Origin of the sequence: Pseudomonas sp. NFACC02, assembly GCF_900110765.1 — a bacterium.
GTDB lineage: Bacteria > Pseudomonadota > Gammaproteobacteria > Pseudomonadales > Pseudomonadaceae > Aquipseudomonas.
On sequence record NZ_FOEO01000028.1, the window covers coordinates 38,565 to 56,269 of the forward strand.

The 17,705-nt window shown below is 61.4% G+C and carries 16 protein-coding genes; 5 read left to right on the plus strand and 11 right to left on the minus strand.

The features are described 5' to 3' along the window. Window positions 1–3 precede the first annotated feature (3 nt). A complete protein-coding gene (locus BMY73_RS19985) occupies window positions 4–483 on the minus strand; it encodes a nuclear transport factor 2 family protein (protein WP_092409184.1) in 480 nt (159 codons plus the stop codon). Between the two features lie 58 nt (window positions 484–541). Beyond that, window positions 542–1,111: a TetR/AcrR family transcriptional regulator gene (locus BMY73_RS19990; RefSeq protein WP_092409186.1), complete on the minus strand. Its 570-nt coding sequence runs from the start codon at window positions 1,109–1,111 to the stop codon at window positions 542–544. A 214-nt stretch (window positions 1,112–1,325) separates the two neighbouring features. On the opposite strand from BMY73_RS19990, the gene BMY73_RS19995 reads away from it, so the two are divergent. Continuing rightward, on the plus strand, window positions 1,326–3,455 hold the full coding sequence (locus BMY73_RS19995; protein ID WP_092409214.1) for a mechanosensitive ion channel family protein: 2,130 nt from the start codon (window positions 1,326–1,328) through the stop codon (window positions 3,453–3,455). A 353-nt stretch (window positions 3,456–3,808) separates the two neighbouring features. Here BMY73_RS19995 and BMY73_RS20000 read toward each other — a convergent pair whose 3' ends face one another. Continuing rightward, complete coding sequence (locus BMY73_RS20000) at window positions 3,809–8,122, minus strand: DEAD/DEAH box helicase (protein WP_092409188.1); 4,314 nt, start codon at window positions 8,120–8,122, stop codon at window positions 3,809–3,811. Window positions 8,123–8,411: 289 nt separating this feature from the next. Here BMY73_RS20000 and BMY73_RS20005 point away from each other — a divergent pair, with 289 nt between their 5' ends. Then, the gene (locus BMY73_RS20005; protein WP_062384682.1) at window positions 8,412–9,296 is read left to right on the plus strand and encodes a sugar nucleotide-binding protein; all 885 of its coding nucleotides are present in this window, start codon (window positions 8,412–8,414) and stop codon (window positions 9,294–9,296) included. Then, window positions 9,289–10,218, plus strand: a complete 930-nt coding sequence (locus tag BMY73_RS20010) for an NAD-dependent epimerase/dehydratase family protein (RefSeq protein ID WP_092409190.1) — start codon at window positions 9,289–9,291, stop codon at window positions 10,216–10,218. Before BMY73_RS20005 ends, BMY73_RS20010 begins: the two co-directional genes overlap by 8 nt. Window positions 10,219–10,275: 57 nt before the next feature. Here BMY73_RS20010 and BMY73_RS20015 read toward each other — a convergent pair whose 3' ends face one another. From BMY73_RS20015 to BMY73_RS20035, 5 genes are all read right to left on the minus strand, one after another. After that, window positions 10,276–10,962, minus strand: coding sequence for an OmpW/AlkL family protein (locus BMY73_RS20015; protein WP_092409192.1), 687 nt, complete (start codon window positions 10,960–10,962; stop codon window positions 10,276–10,278). 162 nt (window positions 10,963–11,124) lie between these two features. After that, window positions 11,125–11,649: a DUF3299 domain-containing protein gene (locus tag BMY73_RS20020; RefSeq protein ID WP_062384691.1), complete on the minus strand. Its 525-nt coding sequence runs from the start codon at window positions 11,647–11,649 to the stop codon at window positions 11,125–11,127. A 10-nt stretch (window positions 11,650–11,659) separates the two neighbouring features. Further along, on the minus strand, window positions 11,660–12,925 hold the full coding sequence (locus tag BMY73_RS20025; protein ID WP_092409194.1) for an ABC transporter permease: 1,266 nt from the start codon (window positions 12,923–12,925) through the stop codon (window positions 11,660–11,662). Window position 12,926: 1 nt separating this feature from the next. After that, a complete protein-coding gene (locus tag BMY73_RS20030) occupies window positions 12,927–13,637 on the minus strand; it encodes an ABC transporter ATP-binding protein (protein WP_092409196.1) in 711 nt (236 codons plus the stop codon). Window positions 13,638–13,701: 64 nt separating this feature from the next. Next, window positions 13,702–14,271: a DUF2796 domain-containing protein gene (locus tag BMY73_RS20035; RefSeq protein ID WP_092409198.1), complete on the minus strand. Its 570-nt coding sequence runs from the start codon at window positions 14,269–14,271 to the stop codon at window positions 13,702–13,704. 194 nt (window positions 14,272–14,465) lie between these two features. On the opposite strand from BMY73_RS20035, the gene BMY73_RS20040 reads away from it, so the two are divergent. After that, the gene (locus BMY73_RS20040; RefSeq protein ID WP_092409200.1) at window positions 14,466–14,819 is read left to right on the plus strand and encodes a hypothetical protein; all 354 of its coding nucleotides are present in this window, start codon (window positions 14,466–14,468) and stop codon (window positions 14,817–14,819) included. Between the two features lie 55 nt (window positions 14,820–14,874). On the opposite strand, the gene trxA is transcribed toward BMY73_RS20040, so the two are convergent. The 3 genes from trxA to BMY73_RS20055 form a co-directional block, all read right to left on the minus strand. After that, window positions 14,875–15,747 carry a thioredoxin gene (gene trxA / locus BMY73_RS20045; RefSeq protein WP_092409202.1) on the minus strand — a complete coding sequence of 291 codons (873 nt, stop codon included), beginning with the start codon at window positions 15,745–15,747 and terminating at the stop codon, window positions 14,875–14,877. A gap of 216 nt (window positions 15,748–15,963) precedes the next feature. Then, on the minus strand, window positions 15,964–16,617 hold the full coding sequence (locus tag BMY73_RS20050; RefSeq protein WP_062384708.1) for a class I SAM-dependent methyltransferase: 654 nt from the start codon (window positions 16,615–16,617) through the stop codon (window positions 15,964–15,966). Further along, window positions 16,614–17,066, minus strand: a complete 453-nt coding sequence (locus tag BMY73_RS20055; protein ID WP_062384711.1) for a YbaY family lipoprotein — start codon at window positions 17,064–17,066, stop codon at window positions 16,614–16,616. Before BMY73_RS20055 ends, BMY73_RS20050 begins: the two co-directional genes overlap by 4 nt. 173 nt (window positions 17,067–17,239) lie before the next feature. Here BMY73_RS20055 and nrdR point away from each other — a divergent pair, with 173 nt between their 5' ends. Beyond that, a complete protein-coding gene (gene nrdR, locus BMY73_RS20060) occupies window positions 17,240–17,704 on the plus strand; it encodes a transcriptional regulator NrdR (protein ID WP_162770525.1) in 465 nt (154 codons plus the stop codon). The last annotated feature ends 1 nt before the right edge of the window (window position 17,705 follow it).

Consider the following 17,705-nt stretch of genomic DNA (forward strand, 5'->3'; position numbering starts at 1 on the left):
GCGTTACAGCCCCAAATCCGACAAGCTCGGATGATCATCAGGACGGCGACCCAGTGGCCAATGGAATTTGCGCTCGGATTCCTTGATCGGCATGTCGTTGATGCAGGCGAAACGATTAGCCATCAGGCCGTCTTCGTTGAATTCCCAGTTTTCGTTGCCGTACGAGCGGTACCAGTTGCCTGAGTCGTCGTGCCATTCGTAGGCGTAACGGACGGCAATGCGGTTGTCGGTGAAGGCCCACAGTTCTTTGATCAACCGGTAATCCAGCTCTTTCTTCCACTTGCGCGTCAGGAAGCCCTTGGCCTCTTCACGGTTGGTGGCGAACTCGGCGCGGTTGCGCCATTTGGTGTCGAGGGTGTAGGCCAGCGACACTTTTTCCGGATCACGGCTGTTCCAGCCGTCTTCGGCCAGGCGGACCTTTTCGATGGCCGATTCGCGGGTGAAAGGGGGAAGTGGCGGGCGAGTTTGGGCATTGGACGACATAGTGAAGCCTCCATTGATGAGTTCAGCGTTGGGTAAAGCGTTCTTGAAGTTCAGGCCTCTAGGGCGACGCCTGTTTCAGCAGTAGCTGCGCAACGTCCTTTGCGCTGTCGGCGGCACTGAAGTCCCCCATGACACGGGCCGTGGTGATGGCGCCTTCCATTAGAATCAGCAGCTGTCTGGCCAGCGCCGACGGTTGCTCGACGTTCAACTGCTCGCACAGCTCAAGTGTGTAATCGAACAACTTCTGTTTATGCCGCTTGGCGATCAAACGAATCGGGTCGTTCGGGTCGCCAATCTCGCCGGCGGTGTTGATAAAGGCACAGCCGTGAAATCCTTCGGATTCAAACCAGCCTTTGAGCACGTCAAACATCTTGAGGATGCGCGCTCCGGCGTTCTCAGCCTTGTCCGACTCCGTCCTGAACCAGGCCATCCAGCGGACATCCCGCGCGTTCAGCGCTGCGGCGGCCACCTCGTCCTTCGTCGCGAAGTAACGGTAAATACTTTTCCTCGCGACGCCGGACGTTTTCACCAGAAGGTCCATGCCGGTGGCGTGGATGCCGTTCTGGTAGATCAGTTGCTCGGCGGTCGCGAGAATCTTTTCACGTGTTTCGGTTGTGGGTGCGTTCATGGGACTTAAGGTAGAACGATCGTTCTCCTTGGTCAAGCGACTTTTGAAAAATGATTGATTCCGCCGCCTTGTCGCCATCCGCAGATGAAGGATTTGGCTCGGCGCCGAACTTGGCGGGCAAATGTGGATCAGTTCCAGTGGGCCTTGATTCCGCCGTCCCTCATGACTCAAAGGAGTGACCAGCGTTTTGCCGAACTTCAAATCCGTCCTGCTGATGTGCCTGCTGCTTGGCGTGGGCAGTTCCAACGTCATGGCCGCCGACGCGCCTGCCGCAAGCACTGCACAGTCGTCGGCACCCGCCGATTCTGCTCCTGCAACAGAACCTGCCAAGCCGGAGATTCTGGTGAAGGGAGGATTGCTCGGTGCGATCAGCTCCAGTATCGACAGCGTTCAGGACAAGCTGGATCTTGACGAGAATATCTTCGACGCCTGGCGCCTGCGTGCAGACCGTGCTGCGGATGAGATCGATACGCTCGTCAATAAGCCGCTGGCGCGTTCGCCGTGGAGCATCACCAGCGACTTTCTGATTCTGTCGGCGGTGTGGATCGGAGCATTTTTGCTGCTCAATCGCATCGCCACCTTTATCGTTGGTCGCCTGTCGCGGCGGCGCGTGTTGATCAAACGTCAGCGGCTTCAGGGAGTGCTGAGCTACGTTCTGCCTTTCACGATTCCCGCGCTGATCTGTCTGCCGCTGACGCTTTATGTCAGCCACTTCATGTCAGCCTCGATCGGTCGCGCGCTGGCGTTGTGTCTGGCGTATTCGACCAGCAGCGGTATCTTTTCAACCTCTGTGCTGCTGTCCGTCATCGTGCTGTTCAACGCGGGGCATAAGCGCGCGGCGGTCCGCGTCATTCGGGGCTACGCACCGCATCCCTTGTTCATCATCGGCTTTCTTGCCGCCTTGAGTGATGCGCTGACCAGTCCACAGATTTCCCGTCAGTTTGGCGGCAACTTCACCACCAGCGTCGCGGCGTTTACCGGGCTGATGGCTTCCGTGATGTTCTGCATCGTGGTGATCAGGATGCGCAGGCCCGTGGCCCATCTGATTCGAAACCGGTCGCTGAGCGCGCGGCTGGCACGGCCGGCGCTGCAACAGACGCTGAAGATCTTTTCGAGCCTTTGGCATTTGCCGATTCTGCTGATGATTCTGGTCTCGGCCGTGAACCTGATCGGCGCCGGCGAGGACAGTCAGGAAGCGCTCCGTTGCGCCTTGTTGACCACGGTCTTGCTCATCGGCACGGTGTTTCTGAGCACCTTGTTTCAGCACATGTTCAAACCCGCCGAACGCCATACTGGACGTGTCTACAAAGAGCGTCTGCTGAGTTTGCTGCACGCGGTGCTGCGCATTGCGCTGGCGATCGGGTTTATCGAGCTGTTGGGCAGGATCTGGGGTTTTTCGTTGTTCGAATTCGCCCAACGTAATGCGTTGGGTAAGGTCATCAGCGACTCGCTCAGCAGTATCGGGATGATCTTCCTGGTGACGTGGTTGCTGTGGGTGGTCATGGATACCGCGATTCAGGAGGCCCTCAAGCCGCCGACCAACAACCGCTCTTCGCGTCAGCCCAGCACGCGGGTGAAAACCATCCTTCCCCTGCTGCGCAACGCGATCAAAATTGTTCTGGTGGTGATCTGCACCATCACTACCATGGCCAATCTGGGCATCAATGTGGCGCCGCTGCTGGCGGGTGCGGGGGTCGTCGGTCTGGCCATCGGTTTCGGTTCCCAGCAACTGGTTCAGGACGTAATCACCGGGTTGTTCATCATCATCGAAGACACCATTTCCATCGGCGACTGGGTGGTGCTGGACTCCGGTCATGCCGGTACGGTGGAAAGCCTGACCATTCGCACGTTGCGCCTGCGTGACGGCAAGGGCTTCGTGCATTCGGTGCCGTTTGGCCAGATCAAGGCGGTGACGAACCAGTCGCGCCAGTTCGCGTATGCGTTCTTCTCGTTCCAGTTCACTTACGATTCGGATGTGGATTCGGCGACTTCGTTGATTCGCGAGGCGGGGCAGGCGATCAGCGACGACTTCTTGCTGTCGAGCAAGCTGCAAGGTCCGCTGGAGGTGTTCGGCCTGGATCGCATGGACATGAACGGGATCGTGATTACAGCGCAGTTCCGCACGTCGTCGGGCGGGCAGTATGCGGTGAGTCGTGCGTTCAACGACAAACTCAAGCGGCTTGTGGATAAGTCGACGGATGTACGGTTTGCGCAAACTTATCCACAACTCGTCATGAGTCCGCATAACGGGGGAAGGCCGCCGTTGGAGGAGGGCGATGGGCAGCAGCCGTTGCCGGGCAAGACCTCGGTGGTGAACAAGGACGGCTCGGAAAGCCCGGCCTAGCGGCGGATGTTAGCGATAGCAGGCTTGTTGCGGGTCGCGTTCGGATTAAGGTGGTGGTCGGCGACATCATCGGTGAATGACAGACCGCATTCGCGGCCCTCGTAACCTCGGACGGCTCCTACAGGGGGGCGTGGCGTTTCGATGCTTTGCGGCGTATACCCAACCGGTGGAGCCGGCTTGCTGGCGAAGGGGATTGGGCATCGGCATCGAGGGTGAATGACAGACCGCTTTCGCGGCCCTCGTAACCTCGGACGGCTCCTACAGGGATCGAGGGGGTTCGATGCTTTGCGGCGTACACACAACCGGTGGGAGCGAGTTTGCTGGCGAATGCGGTGGGGCAGCGGATGGAGCTTTTACCTGAACAACCGGTCGCGCACCTGCAACATCATTTCGGCATCCAGCTCGCCCCAATACAGTGGTTTGCCTGCGACGATCGCCGCGATGGGAACGCCGTCGCGATACACCAGTCGGTTGCCGACCACCGCTGCTACTTTCGCCCCGGGCAGCAAGGTACCGGCGAGGTTGAGCGGGTCGACACCGCTGACGCCAATCAGGCTGCCATCCAGTGGGCGCTTGCGCACGTCCCGCAGCACAGGAATGGCCTCTGGCAGCGCGAACTGTTCACCGGCCAGACCTGCAACGAAGCGTCCACCGCGGATGTCGCCGCGTGCTTCCAGTCGATGAAACGTCCTGAGCAACTCGCGCCAGTTGGGCAGCCAGTCGGCTTCTCGCTCGAGTAATCGCCAGAAAACCACCCCATAGCGGCGTAGCAACGTCCTGGCAATGTGTTCGAGCGTGTCATTGTCGAGTCGTTGCGCCGAGGCAGACGCGTTGGCGGGTGGGCGGCGCAGTAATGCCCAGCGGCCGGCATCGTCCATTCCGCCGATAAATGCACCTCGATTGCGTCGGCTGGTGTGCGCCGCGCGCTTGCTGGCGGGCGTGACCAGTGCCCGCAGTCCGGCAAAACTGTCGGCGTTCACCAGACCGGCGCCGACCAGTTCCTGCAGCGCGTTCTCAAGCTCTGTGCGCAACAGATGCGCCTCCGAGGTCAGTTCATCGAAGAACATCGCGCCGTGGTCCGACAGCACTTCATGAACCCGTTGCGCGCGCAACGACAGTTCGGTCGGCGCGGGCGGCTCGGTCAGCCCGCTCCACAAACGCACCTGTGGGCGCGGCAGCAGCACAATCGGCGTACTGCGCAAGGCAGCGCTGCCAACTTTGTTCCGACTGGTCAGACGCATCCACACCACCTTGCCGGAGCGACACAGGTCGTCCAGCCAGCTCTGGGAATAATCCTTCAAGCGCGCCGGAAGAATCTCGCTGTCCCAAGCGCCTGCCGCTGCGGAATACCCTTCGAGCTGTTCAACCACTTCGGGCAGTGCAGCCTTACCCTGGCTCCGGGTCGACGTGGACAGGCGCTGCCAGTCGAACAGAAACCGCATGAAGTCCTGCAACGAAACCGGCTCGATTTCCCGCCTCAGGCGCTTAACCGTATAGCGATGAATACGTGACAGCAGATGCCGCTCGCACCACTGTTCTTCGCTGACGCCGGGGCTGAAATGGCCGCGTAGTACATAGCCTTCGTTTTCCAGTTGCGCCAAGGCCTGAGTGACGTCGCCGGGTGATAAGGCCAATGGTTCGGCGATGGCCGACAACACCCTCGGCCCGAATCCGCTCAGGCGCGCGCGAACGATTTCGACGCGAGCGTCGTCCTCGCTCCACACTTCGTCGAATCCCGCCAATGCCGCCAGCGGCGGGTGCATCTCGGCGGCGGGATACAGCGCCTGCAGGCAGGTCAGCCGCTCCAGGGGAATCCACAGTGCTTGATCGGGCGTGACTTGCAGGCGAGTCGCTCGGCCAGAACGGGCGAGGCTTTCCAGCCATTTCATCCAGTCGCGTTGATCCCGGGCTTCCGCGCCGCTCACGCAACCGAGGCTCATCAAGGCTTCGTGCATCTCGTCCGGATTCTGAGGCTGCGGCCAGGCTTCTTCGCTGACCGCGACAATCGCATCGGCGTCGAGCGCGCCCAGATCGTCGCCAGACGCCGGGTCGCTCCAGCGTCGATTGAGGACGGCTTGGGTACGTCGTTCCTCCAGAGGCGCGTCGTCCAGAAAGGTGTAGGGCTTGGCATTAAGAATTTCGGCCGCAAGTGGCGAGGGGGCAGGGAGATCGCGACTGATCAGCCGCACTTCGCCGTTCTCCATTCGGCGCAGCAAAGACAGCCAGCCCTCAGCGTCCATGGCTTCGTGCAGGCAATCGTCGAGGGTTTGCTCGACCAGCGGATGCTCAGGAACTTCACGTTCGCCGACCAGGTTCTCCAGGCAGGCAATCTGATCGGGAAATACCGTGGCAATCAGGTCTTCGCTCTTCATGCGCTGCAGTTGCGGCGCGACTTTTCGACCGCCCGCGTAACGTGGCAAGGCCAGTGCAACCCCGGCGTTCCAGCGCCAGCGCACGCCAAACAATGGTGCCTCGAGCACGGCCTGAATCAACAAATGCTCGGCCGTGTTCGAGTGCAGATAACGCCAGACGTCATCCAGTGCAAAACTGTGGGTAGTGGACAGCGACAGCACGATGGCGTCTTCGCTGGCGGCTGCCTGCAATTCGAAATTGAACGTGCGACAGAAGCGCTTGCGTAGCGCCAACCCCCAGGCGCGATTGATCCGGCTGCCAAAGGGCGTATGGATGACCAGTTGTGTGCCGCCGGACTCATCGAAGAAGCGCTCCATCACCAAGGTGTCCTGGGACGGCAAGGCACCCAGCGCTGAGTGGGCGCGCGCGAGGTAGTCGACGATCTGTTCGGCGCTGGCGGTGTCCAGCCCGAGTGTGCTCATCAGCCAGTCGATGCACGGGAGCAGATTGGCGGGATGCGCCGTGAGCTGTTGGTCGATCTCAGCCTGCAACCGCGCGACGGCGAAGGAAAGCTCATTGCTTCGACCGGGCGCTTCACCCAGCCAGAACGGAATGTTGGGCGGTACGCCTTGAGCGTCTTCGACCCGCACGCGCCCGGCTTCGATGCGCAGGATCCGGTAAGACGTATTGCCGAGCTGGAAGATGTCTCCGGCGAGGCTTTCGACGGCAAAGTCTTCGTTGACCGTGCCGATGTTCAGCGCCTGCGGCTCCAGGATAACGCTGTAATCGGCGTTATCCGGAATCGTCCCGCCGCTGGTGACCGCCGTCAGCTTGCTGCCGCGTCGACCCCGCAACGTGCGGGTCACGGCGTCGCGATGCAGATAAGCCGCACGCACGCCCTGACGACCGCTGTAGCCTTCGGCGAGCATGCCCAGCAGCGACTGATAATGGCCTTCGTCGACCTCAGCGTAGGGCGAGGCTTTGCGGAACATCTCCAGCAGCGCATGCTCTTCCCATTCCTGGCAACTGACTTCGGCAATGATCTGCTGCGCCAGAACGTCCAGGGGAGCCTTGGGAATCTGCAGGATGTCGAGTTCGCCACGCCGCACGCAGTCGAGCAGGGCGGCGCACTCGATCAGGTCATCGCGAGAAACGGCAAAAAGGCGGCCCTTTGGCGTGCCGCCAACATGGTGCCCGGAGCGTCCTACGCGTTGCAGAAATGCAGCAATGGAGCGCGGCGAGCTGATCTGACAGACCAGGTCGACATCGCCGATGTCGATCCCCAGTTCCAGCGACGCGGTCGCAATCAATACCTGCAGATCACCGCGCTTGAGCCGCTGTTCGGCGTCCAGCCGCTGCTCCTTGGCGAGGCTGCCGTGGTGCGCGGCGACGGCTTCTTTGCCGAGGCGATCACTCAAGTGGCGGGCCATGCGCTCGGCCAGGCGCCGCGTGTTGACGAAAACCAATGTGGTCCGATGCTCGCGCGCCAGCTCGGCGAGGCGATCGTAAACCAACTGCCATACATCGTTGGCCATCACGGCGGTCAGCGGCACGGGAGGCACTTCGATAGCCAGATCGCGAGGACGCGCATGGCCAATGTCGACGATGGCGCAGGGACGACTGACAGGATCGCTGCCGACCAGAAAGCGTGACACGCGCTCGATGGGTTTCTGCGTGGCCGACAGTCCTACGCGCAGCAGTGGCTTTTCGCACAGCGCCTGCAAACGCTCGAGGCTCAAGGCCAGGTGGCTGCCGCGCTTGCTGGCCGCGATGGCGTGAATCTCGTCGATGATCACGGTTTGCGTGCTCGACAGCATGCGCCGGCCCGAGTCAGAACCCAGCAGCACGTAGAGCGATTCGGGCGTGGTCACCAGAATGTGCGGCGCGGTCTTGCGCATGGCCGTGCGATCTTTCTGCGGCGTGTCACCGGTGCGCACGGCGGTAATGATGCGCAGTTCAGGGAGGCCTTGCTGCACTAGCTGATCCGTGATGCCTGCCAACGGGTTTTGCAGGTTGATCTGGATGTCGTTGGACAGCGCTTTGAGGGGCGAGACGTAGACCACGAACGTTTGGTCCGGCAATTGTCCGCCCGCTTCCAGTCCCTGATGGACCAGATCGTCGATCACCGCCAGAAACGCCGTCAGGGTTTTACCCGAGCCGGTCGGCGCCGCAATCAGCGTGGACTGCCGCCGTTTTATCAACGGCCACGCCTGGGCCTGGGCCGCTGTAACCGCCGGAAACGTGGTGCGAAACCAGGCACTGACGGCCGGGTGAAAGGCGTCGAGCACCGGTTCAGAAGCGTGGGATACATTCATGAGTGAATTTATGCGGGCGCTGGCTGGCGGATGCAAGGGCCGGTGATCGGGGGAATTGCGCCTGCTGAGCGCTGCAGTTTCGGTGGGAGCGAGCTTGCTCGCCAAGAGGCCCACGCATCCGCCACAGGTGCAGCGACTGACATTCTGTCTTCGTGAGCGCTCACTCCCACCGGTAAATCACCGTTTTGCGCCATACCATCGCCCGGCCACCTGTTGGGACTTGTCCACTGACGTGTTATGTTTGCGAGCGTTTTTCACCTATTTTTTTAAGACTGAGCCTGCTGACTCTATGCGAATGCGCCTTATGCTGTTGGGCGGCGGGAATGCCCTTGGGCAGGCGTTGATTCGTCTGGGAGCTGAGGAAGACATTGGATTCCTCGCACCGCGTCCACCGCAAGACGGTTGGGATGCGGCAAGCCTGACGCAACTGCTCGATGACACCCGCCCGGATGCCTTGATCAACCTCGCTTACTACTTCGACTGGTTTCAGGCGGAGAGCGTCAGCGCAGAGAGGCTGAACACCCAGGAGCGCTCTGTGGAGCGTCTCGCCGAGCTGTGCCAATACCACAACATCGTTCTGGTCCAGCCTTCCAGTTATCGCGTGTTCGACGGCTCGCGGGCGACCGCCTACAGCGAGAAAGATGAACCCGTGCCGCTGGGGTCGCGTGGCCAGGCGCTGTGGCGCATCGAACAAAGCGTGCGCGCCACGTGCCCGCAACATGTGCTGTTGCGTTTCGGCTGGCTGCTCGACGACAGTGCCGACGGCGTGCTGGGGCGGTTCTTGACGCGCGCCGAATCGCCTGATGAACTGCTCATGGCCGATGACCGTCGCGGCAATCCAACGCCGGTGGATGACGCTGCGCGCGTGATCATTTCCGTGCTCAAGCAACTGGATTGCGCGGCGCCGCTGTGGGGCACGTATCACTACGCCGGGCATGAGGCGACCACGCCGCTGGCGCTGGGTCAGGCGATCCTTACCGAGGCGCGCCTGATGCGTCCGCTGGCGATCGAAGCACCGACCGCTCAGGCCCACGCCGCGAGCCCTGATGTCGCCGAAGAACCGCAAAACGCCGTGCTGGCCTGCAAGAAAATCCTCCACACCTTTGGTATCAAGCCTCGCGCATGGCGTGCCGGTTTGCCCAGCTTATTGGACCGCTACTACCGTCATGTCTGATGCTCCCGTCCTCATTACCGGCGGTGCCGGTTTCATTGGCTCGCACCTGGTCGACGCCCTGCTCGCCAAAGGTTACGCGGTGCGCGTGCTTGACGATCTGTCCACCGGCAAACGCAGCAACCTGCCGCTGGATAATCCCCGGGTCGAGCTGATCGAAGGTGACGTTGCCGATGCGGCACTGGTCGCGCGCGTTGCGGCAGGTTGTCAGGCCGTCGCGCATCTGGCGGCTGTGGCCTCGGTGCAGGCATCGGTCGACGATCCGGTGAGAACCCATCAGAGCAATTTCATCGGCACGCTGAACGTCTGCGAGGCCATGCGCCAGGCCAGCATCAAGCGGGTGGTGTTTGCTTCGAGCGCAGCGGTGTACGGCAATAACGGCGAAGGCGAAGCCATCACCGAAGACACGGCAAAAGCGCCGCTAACGCCGTACGCCTCGGACAAGCTGGCCAGTGAATACTATTTCGACTTCTACCGTCGTCAGCATGGCCTGGAGCCTGTGGTGTTTCGCTTCTTCAATATTTTCGGACCGCGCCAGGACCCGTCCTCGCCGTACTCGGGCGTGATCAGCATTTTCGCCGAGCGTGCCGAGAAAGGCCTCCCCATTTCGGTGTTTGGTGACGGCGAGCAGACCCGGGACTTTTTCTACGTCGAAGACCTGGTCGACCTTGTGGTCCAGGGTTTCGAGCTGCCTGACGTGGAGGAGGGTGCGGTCAACGTAGGCTTGAACGCGACCACTTCGCTGAATGAATTGCTGGCGGCGTTTGAACAGGTGGTTGGCAGCCTGCCACCGGTGAGCTATCTGCCTGCGCGGTCCGGTGACATCAAGCACTCCCGCGCCAACAACGAGCGTCTGCTGCAACGCTTCAAGGTGCCGACGCCGACGCCGTTGAAAGTCGGGCTGGCGCGCCTGATGGGGCGCTGAATCGCGTAACGCAAAAAGGCACCTTCGAGGTGCCTTTTTTATGCCTGATGCCGTGGTTTAAAACTTGTAGCCGAATCCAAGCATGTAGACCCAAGGGTCGACGTCCACATTGACTTTGGTACGTCCGACGCCCAACGCCGACGGGCCGTCAAGGGCCGCCTGTGTGTCGATGTCCACATACCAGACAGCGGCGTTGACCATCACATGATCGGTCAGCATGTAGTCCATGCCCACCTGCCCGGCCCAACCCCACGAGTTCTTGAGGTGCAGGTTGTTCATGCCCTGTGCTTTGCGGTCGCTGCTCAGGTTCTCGTCATAAAACCAGGTGTAGTTCACGCCGAGGCCAGCGTATGGCTGGAACTTGGAGTTCGCGTCCATCGGGTAGTACTGCAGCGACAGGGTCGGCGGAAGTTGTTTAACGTCGGCCAGCTTGCCATCCAGACCCGCGCCAAGCCCCTTGATCGCAACCGTGTGTTGAAAAGGTGTGGCCGCGAGCAGCTCCAGACCCACGTGGTCGGTCAACATGTAGGCGAAGGTCAGGCCCAGTTGAGTATCGCTGTCCAGCGTTGCTTTGGTCCCCGGTGCCTTTACGCCATCGAACTTCAGATTTCCGCTGTCCTCATTGGGCGCGGTGGTGGCAGCACCCGCGCGAACAATGATGTCGCCAGCCTGGTGGGCATGGGCGGCGATGGGGGCGACGAGTGCGAGCGCGAATACCGATGCGCCGAGCAAGGACTTGTTCATAGGGGCTCCGTAAGGGCATAAAAAAGGGATGCCTTATGTTACGAAGTGTGTAAGTCGCCTGTTTTGACCTGGGTCAACGTGTAGACGCGTGGCGTGTCCGGGATCGGCGGGAAACCCGTCGTAAACCGCTTCGCGACCTGCGCCTACAGAAACGCAGTCAAGCTACTGATCCGGCAGCTCGTAGACCAGAATCTTGTCGGCCTCCATCTGATACCCGGCGTCAGCCAGTTCGCTGGACGTGGATTTGACCTGCATCGGGCCTTCGATCCAGTAGGGTTGATACAGCTCGTCGACCTTCACGCCAAGCTCACTGGTGACGTGGACAATCTGGTTCGGCGGAGGCGGCGGCACGTGGATGCAGGCGCCGAAATACGGCACCAATAGAAACTCCGTCACCCGACCTTCTTCGCTGACTTCCAGCGGCACGATGTACCCTGGCAAGCGGACCCTCTGCCCATCCAGTGATTTGACCACCGGTGCGTGCGGCGCCAGTTGATGAGCGGCAGGTGCCGATTCCACTGACAGCGCGTCAGCCATTTGCGACAAGTTATGGATGGGCGCCGTGATCAATTTCACCGGTGGCGCATCCGGCGGAATCATCTCCTGCCAGGTCAGTACGCGCAGGTCTTGCGCCCACAGTGGCGTCGAGAACATCAGCGACACCATCACCATCCACACCCTATGCATCAACACGTCCTCACAACCGGATCGACAGGCCATCTGCCAGAGATTGCCGATAAGCGCGCCAGGCCGGCACGACACCCATCAACAGCGCGGCGCCGAGAATGCCGCCCAACAGCGCCCATTCATAAGCGCTCGGCAGCGACAATGGCAAGTACAACCCGTAATTCGCCTGCACGTAACCCTGAGCGGCGGCGATACCGATGTAGAGCAAGGCCAGCCCGCTGACCGCGCCCGCGAGCGCGAGCGCGAACGCTTCAAGGATCAACAAGCTCGCGATATGCCAAGGGCGCGCACCGACCGAACGCAGAATCGCCATCTCTCGGCGACGCTCGTTGAGGCTGGTGAGAATCGCGGTCAACATGCCGATCAAGCCGGTGAGCACCACGAACAACGAAATCACGAACAGCGCTTTTTCCGCCGTGCCCATCAGACTCCAGAGCTCTTGCAGCGCCACGCCCGGCAGGATCGCCAGCATCGGTTCGCCCCGGAACTCGTTGATTTCGCGCTGCAAGGCAAAGGTCGAAATCTTGCTGTTCAGTCCGAGCATGAAGGCCGTGATGGCGGTCGGCGTCAGGTCCATGTTGCGCGCCTGATCGGCCGTGATACGCCCCGCGCCCTGCGCCGGCACGCCGTTATGCCAGTCGATGTGGATCGCTTCCATGCCGCCCAGGCTGATGTGCAGCGTGCGGTCCACCGGCGTGCCGGTCCGTTTGAGAATGCCGACCACGGTGAACGGCTTGTCATCGTGCTTGACCAGACTCACGGTCGCCACGCCGTGAGCGAGAACCAGCTTGTCGCCCAGCTTGTAATGCAGGGCGTGCGCCACCTCGGCACCCAGTACCACTTCGAATGGATCGGTGGCGAACGGGCGGCCCTCGGCCAGTTCAAGATGCTGTTGGCGGCCGTACTGGTAATGCTCGAAGTACGATTCGTTGGTGCCCATCACCCGATAGCCGCGGTGGCTGTCACCCAGTGAGATCGGGATCGCCCACTTCACCTGTTTGCTGTTGGCGAAATGTTCGAAGCTGTCCCAACGAATATTGTTGGTGGCGTTGCCGATGCGGAAGACCGAATACAGCAACAGGTTCACCGAGCCTGAGCGCGCGCCGACGATCAGATCCGTACCGCTGATCGTGCTGGCGAAGCTGGCGCGGGCTTCGGTGCGCACCCGTTCGACCGCCAGCAGCAGGCAGACCGACAGGGCAATGGCGAACGCCGTGAGAAACGCGGTAAAGCGGCGGTTGGCAAGACTGGCCAGTGCCAGACGAAGAAGATACATCTCAAACCTCGGTGGCGACGGCGGCGCGATTGAGTTCGGCCAGCGACAGGTTGCGGTCGAACAGTGGCGCCAGGCTTTGATCGTGACTGACAAACAACAGACTGGCGCCGGCCTCGCGGCATTCGGCGAACAGCAGCTTGATGAAGGCTTCGCGGGCGTCGGCGTCGAGGGCCGAGGTGGGCTCGTCAGCGATCACCAGTTCGGGCTGGCCGATCAACGCGCGGGCGGCGGCAACGCGTTGCTGTTGGCCGATGGACAGCGCGTCGGCGCGACGGCTCAACACCTGCGGATCCTTGAGGCCCAAATGCGCGAGCAGGGCCGTAGCGGCATGATCGACGCTGCCATGACGTTGTGTTGCTCGTGCCGCGCGCAGCCTGGAGAAATGACAGGGCAGTTCGACGTTCTCGCGCACTGACAGAAACGGCAGCAGGTTGAACTGCTGGAAGATGTAACCGGTGTGATCGACGCGAAACCGGTCGCGGGCGCCGGCCGACAGCGCTGTCAGCTCCTGCCCCAGCAGGCGAATGCTGCCGCGGTCGGGCTTTTGCACGCCGCCCAGCAGGCCCAGCAAGGTGGTTTTGCCGCTGCCGCTGGGGCCTTTGAGAAACAGGGTTTCGCCCGGCTCCAGGCGGAACGCCGGAATGTCCAGCAGAGGGGCGTGTCCCGGCCAGGCAAAGCCGAGTCCGGACAGCTCGATAAGTGCTTGAGTCATGGCCTCAGTCGCATTTGAAAGGTGAACGACCGGGAGGTCCCGGTCGTATGTGAAGCCACGTGGTTTAAAACTTGACCACTGGGTTGCTTGGACGCACTTCCGCGCCCATCTGGCGTTTCGGTGTCACCAGTTGGACCTGAATGGTCTGGGTGGCCGGGAAGCTTTTGAACAACTGGGTCAGGTCCAGCTTGTTGAGCACGGCGGGCACATCGCAGGTGAACTGGTAGTGACCGTGGATTTCGCTGTGTTCGTGCTCGTCCGCATCACCGTCATCGTGGTCATCGTCCTTGTCGCCAAACAAGGGGCTTTCCAGCTTCTGTTTGGTGACCGTGCAGCCCGCCGCTTCCGGAATGCTGAACAGGCCGTGAGGTTTGAGCAAGGTTTCCCGCGCCAGCGCCAGCGTCGTTTTGTCGGCAGCGGTCGTTGCGGCGTGTTCAAAGCCGACGATGTTCATGGCCGGGGTGTCCAGTTCCAGCTCCAGCGTGCGGCCATCCAGCGCCACGTCCAGTCTCGCCACACCGTGAACATGCGCGCCGAGGCTGCCGTGCTCATGATCGTGGTCATGTTCATCGGCAGCGTGAGCGAAAGTCAGGGGCAGCAGCGCGAAGGGCAAAGCGAGGAACAGACGACGCATAGAGAAGGGCTCCGGGAGAAGGTTGGAAATTTGTTATGTGATCTTATAACAATACGTTGCGCGCGTTCTTAACTTTTTTGTTGGGACTGTAGAAGCGCGCTTGCGTCGTTCGGACGTTCCGGGCTCGGCGGATCACGTGCAGCACGGGAGCACCTGTGGGACCATGCCGCTCACTCAACCAGAGGACACACATCATGTTGCGAATCCGTGGAACCGTTGGCGACATGCCGGTGGATCTGACCGTGGAGATGGACGAAAGCGACTGGGCCCGGCTGGGTACGCAGCTGGGCGTGCACGTGCAGCAGACCGAACCGCTCAACGAATCACCGGCCAAGCCGATCGCCAGTCGTAACGACGCGGTCTGGGAGATCGCACAGGAACTGCTGCGCAAGGCGGGGCATATGAGCGGACCTGACCTGCTCGGACAGCTGGAAGGGCTGGCCGGCAGCACGGCGGCGGGCAAACGCCTGATGGTGCGCATGCGCCACAGTGCCAACGTCAAAGTCGAAAGCCATGGCGATGCGCCGGAGTATCACTGGATCGAGTGATGCCTGGGATCTCCCGACGCAATCCTGTCTAAAGCCCTACAGGGCCGAAGTCACATCAGTAGAGCGCAGCAAACAACTTGCGGCGATAGGTGGTCACCAGTGGGTGATCGTTGCCCAGCAGGTCGAACACCTGCAGCAAGGTCTTGTGCGGTTGGCCTTCGTTGTAGTTGCGGTTGCGGATAAACAGTTTGAGCAAGCCTTCCAGCGCAGCGTCGTACTGCTGGCGGGACAACTGGTGGATCGCCAGTTGATGCGCGGCTTCATCGTCCTGCGGGTTTTGCGCCAGACGGCTCTTCAGGTCCGCCGCATCCGGCAGTGCCTGGGCTTCCCCGAGGAAGGTCAACTGGGCTTTCGCGCCGGCGAGCGCGGCTTTGTGATCATCGCCTTTGACCGCGTCCAGCACAGCACGGGCTTCGGTCAGCTCGCCACGTTCAGCCAGGCAGCGTGCGTACAGAATCAACGCGGCGGCGTTGCTGTTGTCCTCGGCGAGGATAGTCTGCAGCACCGCTTCCGCTTCCGCGAAATGGCTCGCGGCAAACATTTCCTGAGCGGTTTGCAGCGGGTCTGCCGCAGCCGGTGGCGGCATCTGGACGTGCGGTTCGAGCAGCGCGCGAATCTGCGATTCAGGCTGGGCACCGGCGAAACCGTCGACTGGCTGGCCGTCCTTGAACAGCACCACGGTCGGCAGGCTGCGAATACCAAAGCGGGCAACGATGTCCTGCTCGGCGTCGCAGTCGACTTTCGCCAGCAGCAGCTCGCCCTGATAGCTCTCGGCAATCTGCGCCAGCAACGGCATCAGCACCTTGCACGGCGCGCACCACTCGGCCCAGAAATCCACCAGCACCGGTTTGTGAAAGGAGTTCTCGATGACCAACTGATCGAAAGTGGCAGTGGTCGCATCGAAGATGTACGGCGTGTCCTGGCTCATCGCAAGTCTCGAAAAAGGCTTAATGGCGCCAACTATAAAGGGCGGCCGGGTGTTGTTGAAAGGTCGGTGACGTCTTGTAGGGGCGTGGCTTGTCCCGCGACCGGCGACGCAGTCGTCGTAAACCCTGTAAATGCAGTTTTTCGGTTGTACCGCGTACACCGGATTTACGACTGCTTCGCAGCCGCTCGCGGGACAAGCTACGCACAAGGGGAGGCGTTATCTTGCCGCGTGATAAAGACTCACCCTGCGAAACTCCCAGGGCTCGGCCAGATCCGGCAAGGTCAGTGCCTCCAGAATCCCCAGTCGCTCATACAGCGGATGCTGGAAATCCCTGACGCGGGAGTCGGCGACCAGCGCGGCTTTGCCCCGGCTGAGAAATTGGTCCAGCAACGGCAGGTTGGCCCGGTCGTACAGCACGTCGGCCACCAGAATCAGGTCGAAACGGTCGGCCTCGGCAAAGAAATCAGCCGAGTAAGCGAGCGTCACGCCGTTGAGCTCGGCGTTGGCCTTGCACGAGGCGAGGGCGATGGGATCGAGATCACACGCCACCACTTCCAGCGCGCCGGCCTTCATGGCGGCGATGCCTGCGACGCCCGAGCCTGCGCCGAAATCGAGTACCCGCTTGCCCTCGACCCATTGCGGGTGCTCGGCGAGGAAGCGTGCCAGCGCCAGGCCGCTGGCCCAGCAGAAGCTCCAGTAGGGCGGCTCTTCAAGGATGCGTCGGGTTTCTTCAGGACTGAACGCACGGTCCATGTTGTCCGCGTCGATCAGCCATAACTTCAAGTCCGTGCCCGGCAACGGCTCGGCGACCAATCGGGCGTCGCCCAGCAGTTCGTTCAACGCCGCCTGCAGATGCGGCGGCGGGGTCATGGCGCCGTGACGAATTGCAGTTGTCCGAGCGACTGGGTGTCAGGCCTGGCGATCAGCACCGACGGCAGATGCAGGATCAACTGACCCGACTGGCTGGCGCGGCCGCGTAACTCGACACGCGCACCTTGTGGGAACGCTTCCGGGTTGAAACGCAGTTGAAACGGCAGCGACTGGTTGTTGCCGGTGAGCTTGGTGCTGCTCAGCAGCTTTTGCGGGCGGTTGCGGTCATCGATCACCAGCAGCGCCAACTCAACTTCGGCGCCGGTGGGGACACCCAGCAACTGTCCGCTCAATTCGCGCTGATACGGCAGAAGCGGGCCAGGGCCCGCGGGCAGCTTGATCGCATTCGGCGCAGGCTTCGCGGGTGCAGCGGGTTTGGGCGGCTCGGCAGTGCTACAGGCGGCGAGCAGGCCGAGCAGGCTGATTACAGCGAGCGAACGTAGCGTCATGAACAGCTCCAGCAAAAACGGAATCGATCGGGATACCCGGGACATCACGCAGTGTCCCCAAGGGTGACGGCTTTCGCCGCACAGGATGCGCGTCTATATACCTCAAACCCCGAGACTTGTCTTGCCGGCGGGATGCGCTACCATGGCCCTCCCTTTTTTTGTTGCCTGCCACCATGCACTGTCCCTTTTGCGGTGCCAACGACACCAAAGTCATTGACTCGCGCCTTGTCGCCGAAGGCGATCAGGTTCGTCGCCGTCGTGAATGCGTCGCGTGCGGCGAACGATTCACCACGTTCGAAACCGCCGAACTGGTGCTGCCACGGCTGATCAAGCAAGACGGCAGCCGCCAGCCCTTCGATGAAGAAAAGCTGCGCGCCGGCATGCAGCGCGCGCTGGAAAAACGCCCGGTCAGTGTCGAGCGTCTTGAAGCGGCCCTGGCTCACATCAAGAGCAAACTTCGGGCGACCGGTGAGCGCGAGGTCAAATCCTTGGTCGTTGGCGAGCTGGTCATGGCCGAGCTGCAGAAACTCGACGAAGTGGCGTATATCCGCTTTGCTTCGGTGTATCGGCGGTTTCAGGACCTCAACGAATTCCGCGAAGAAATCGACCGACTGGCCCGTGAGCCGGTTAAAGAGTGAG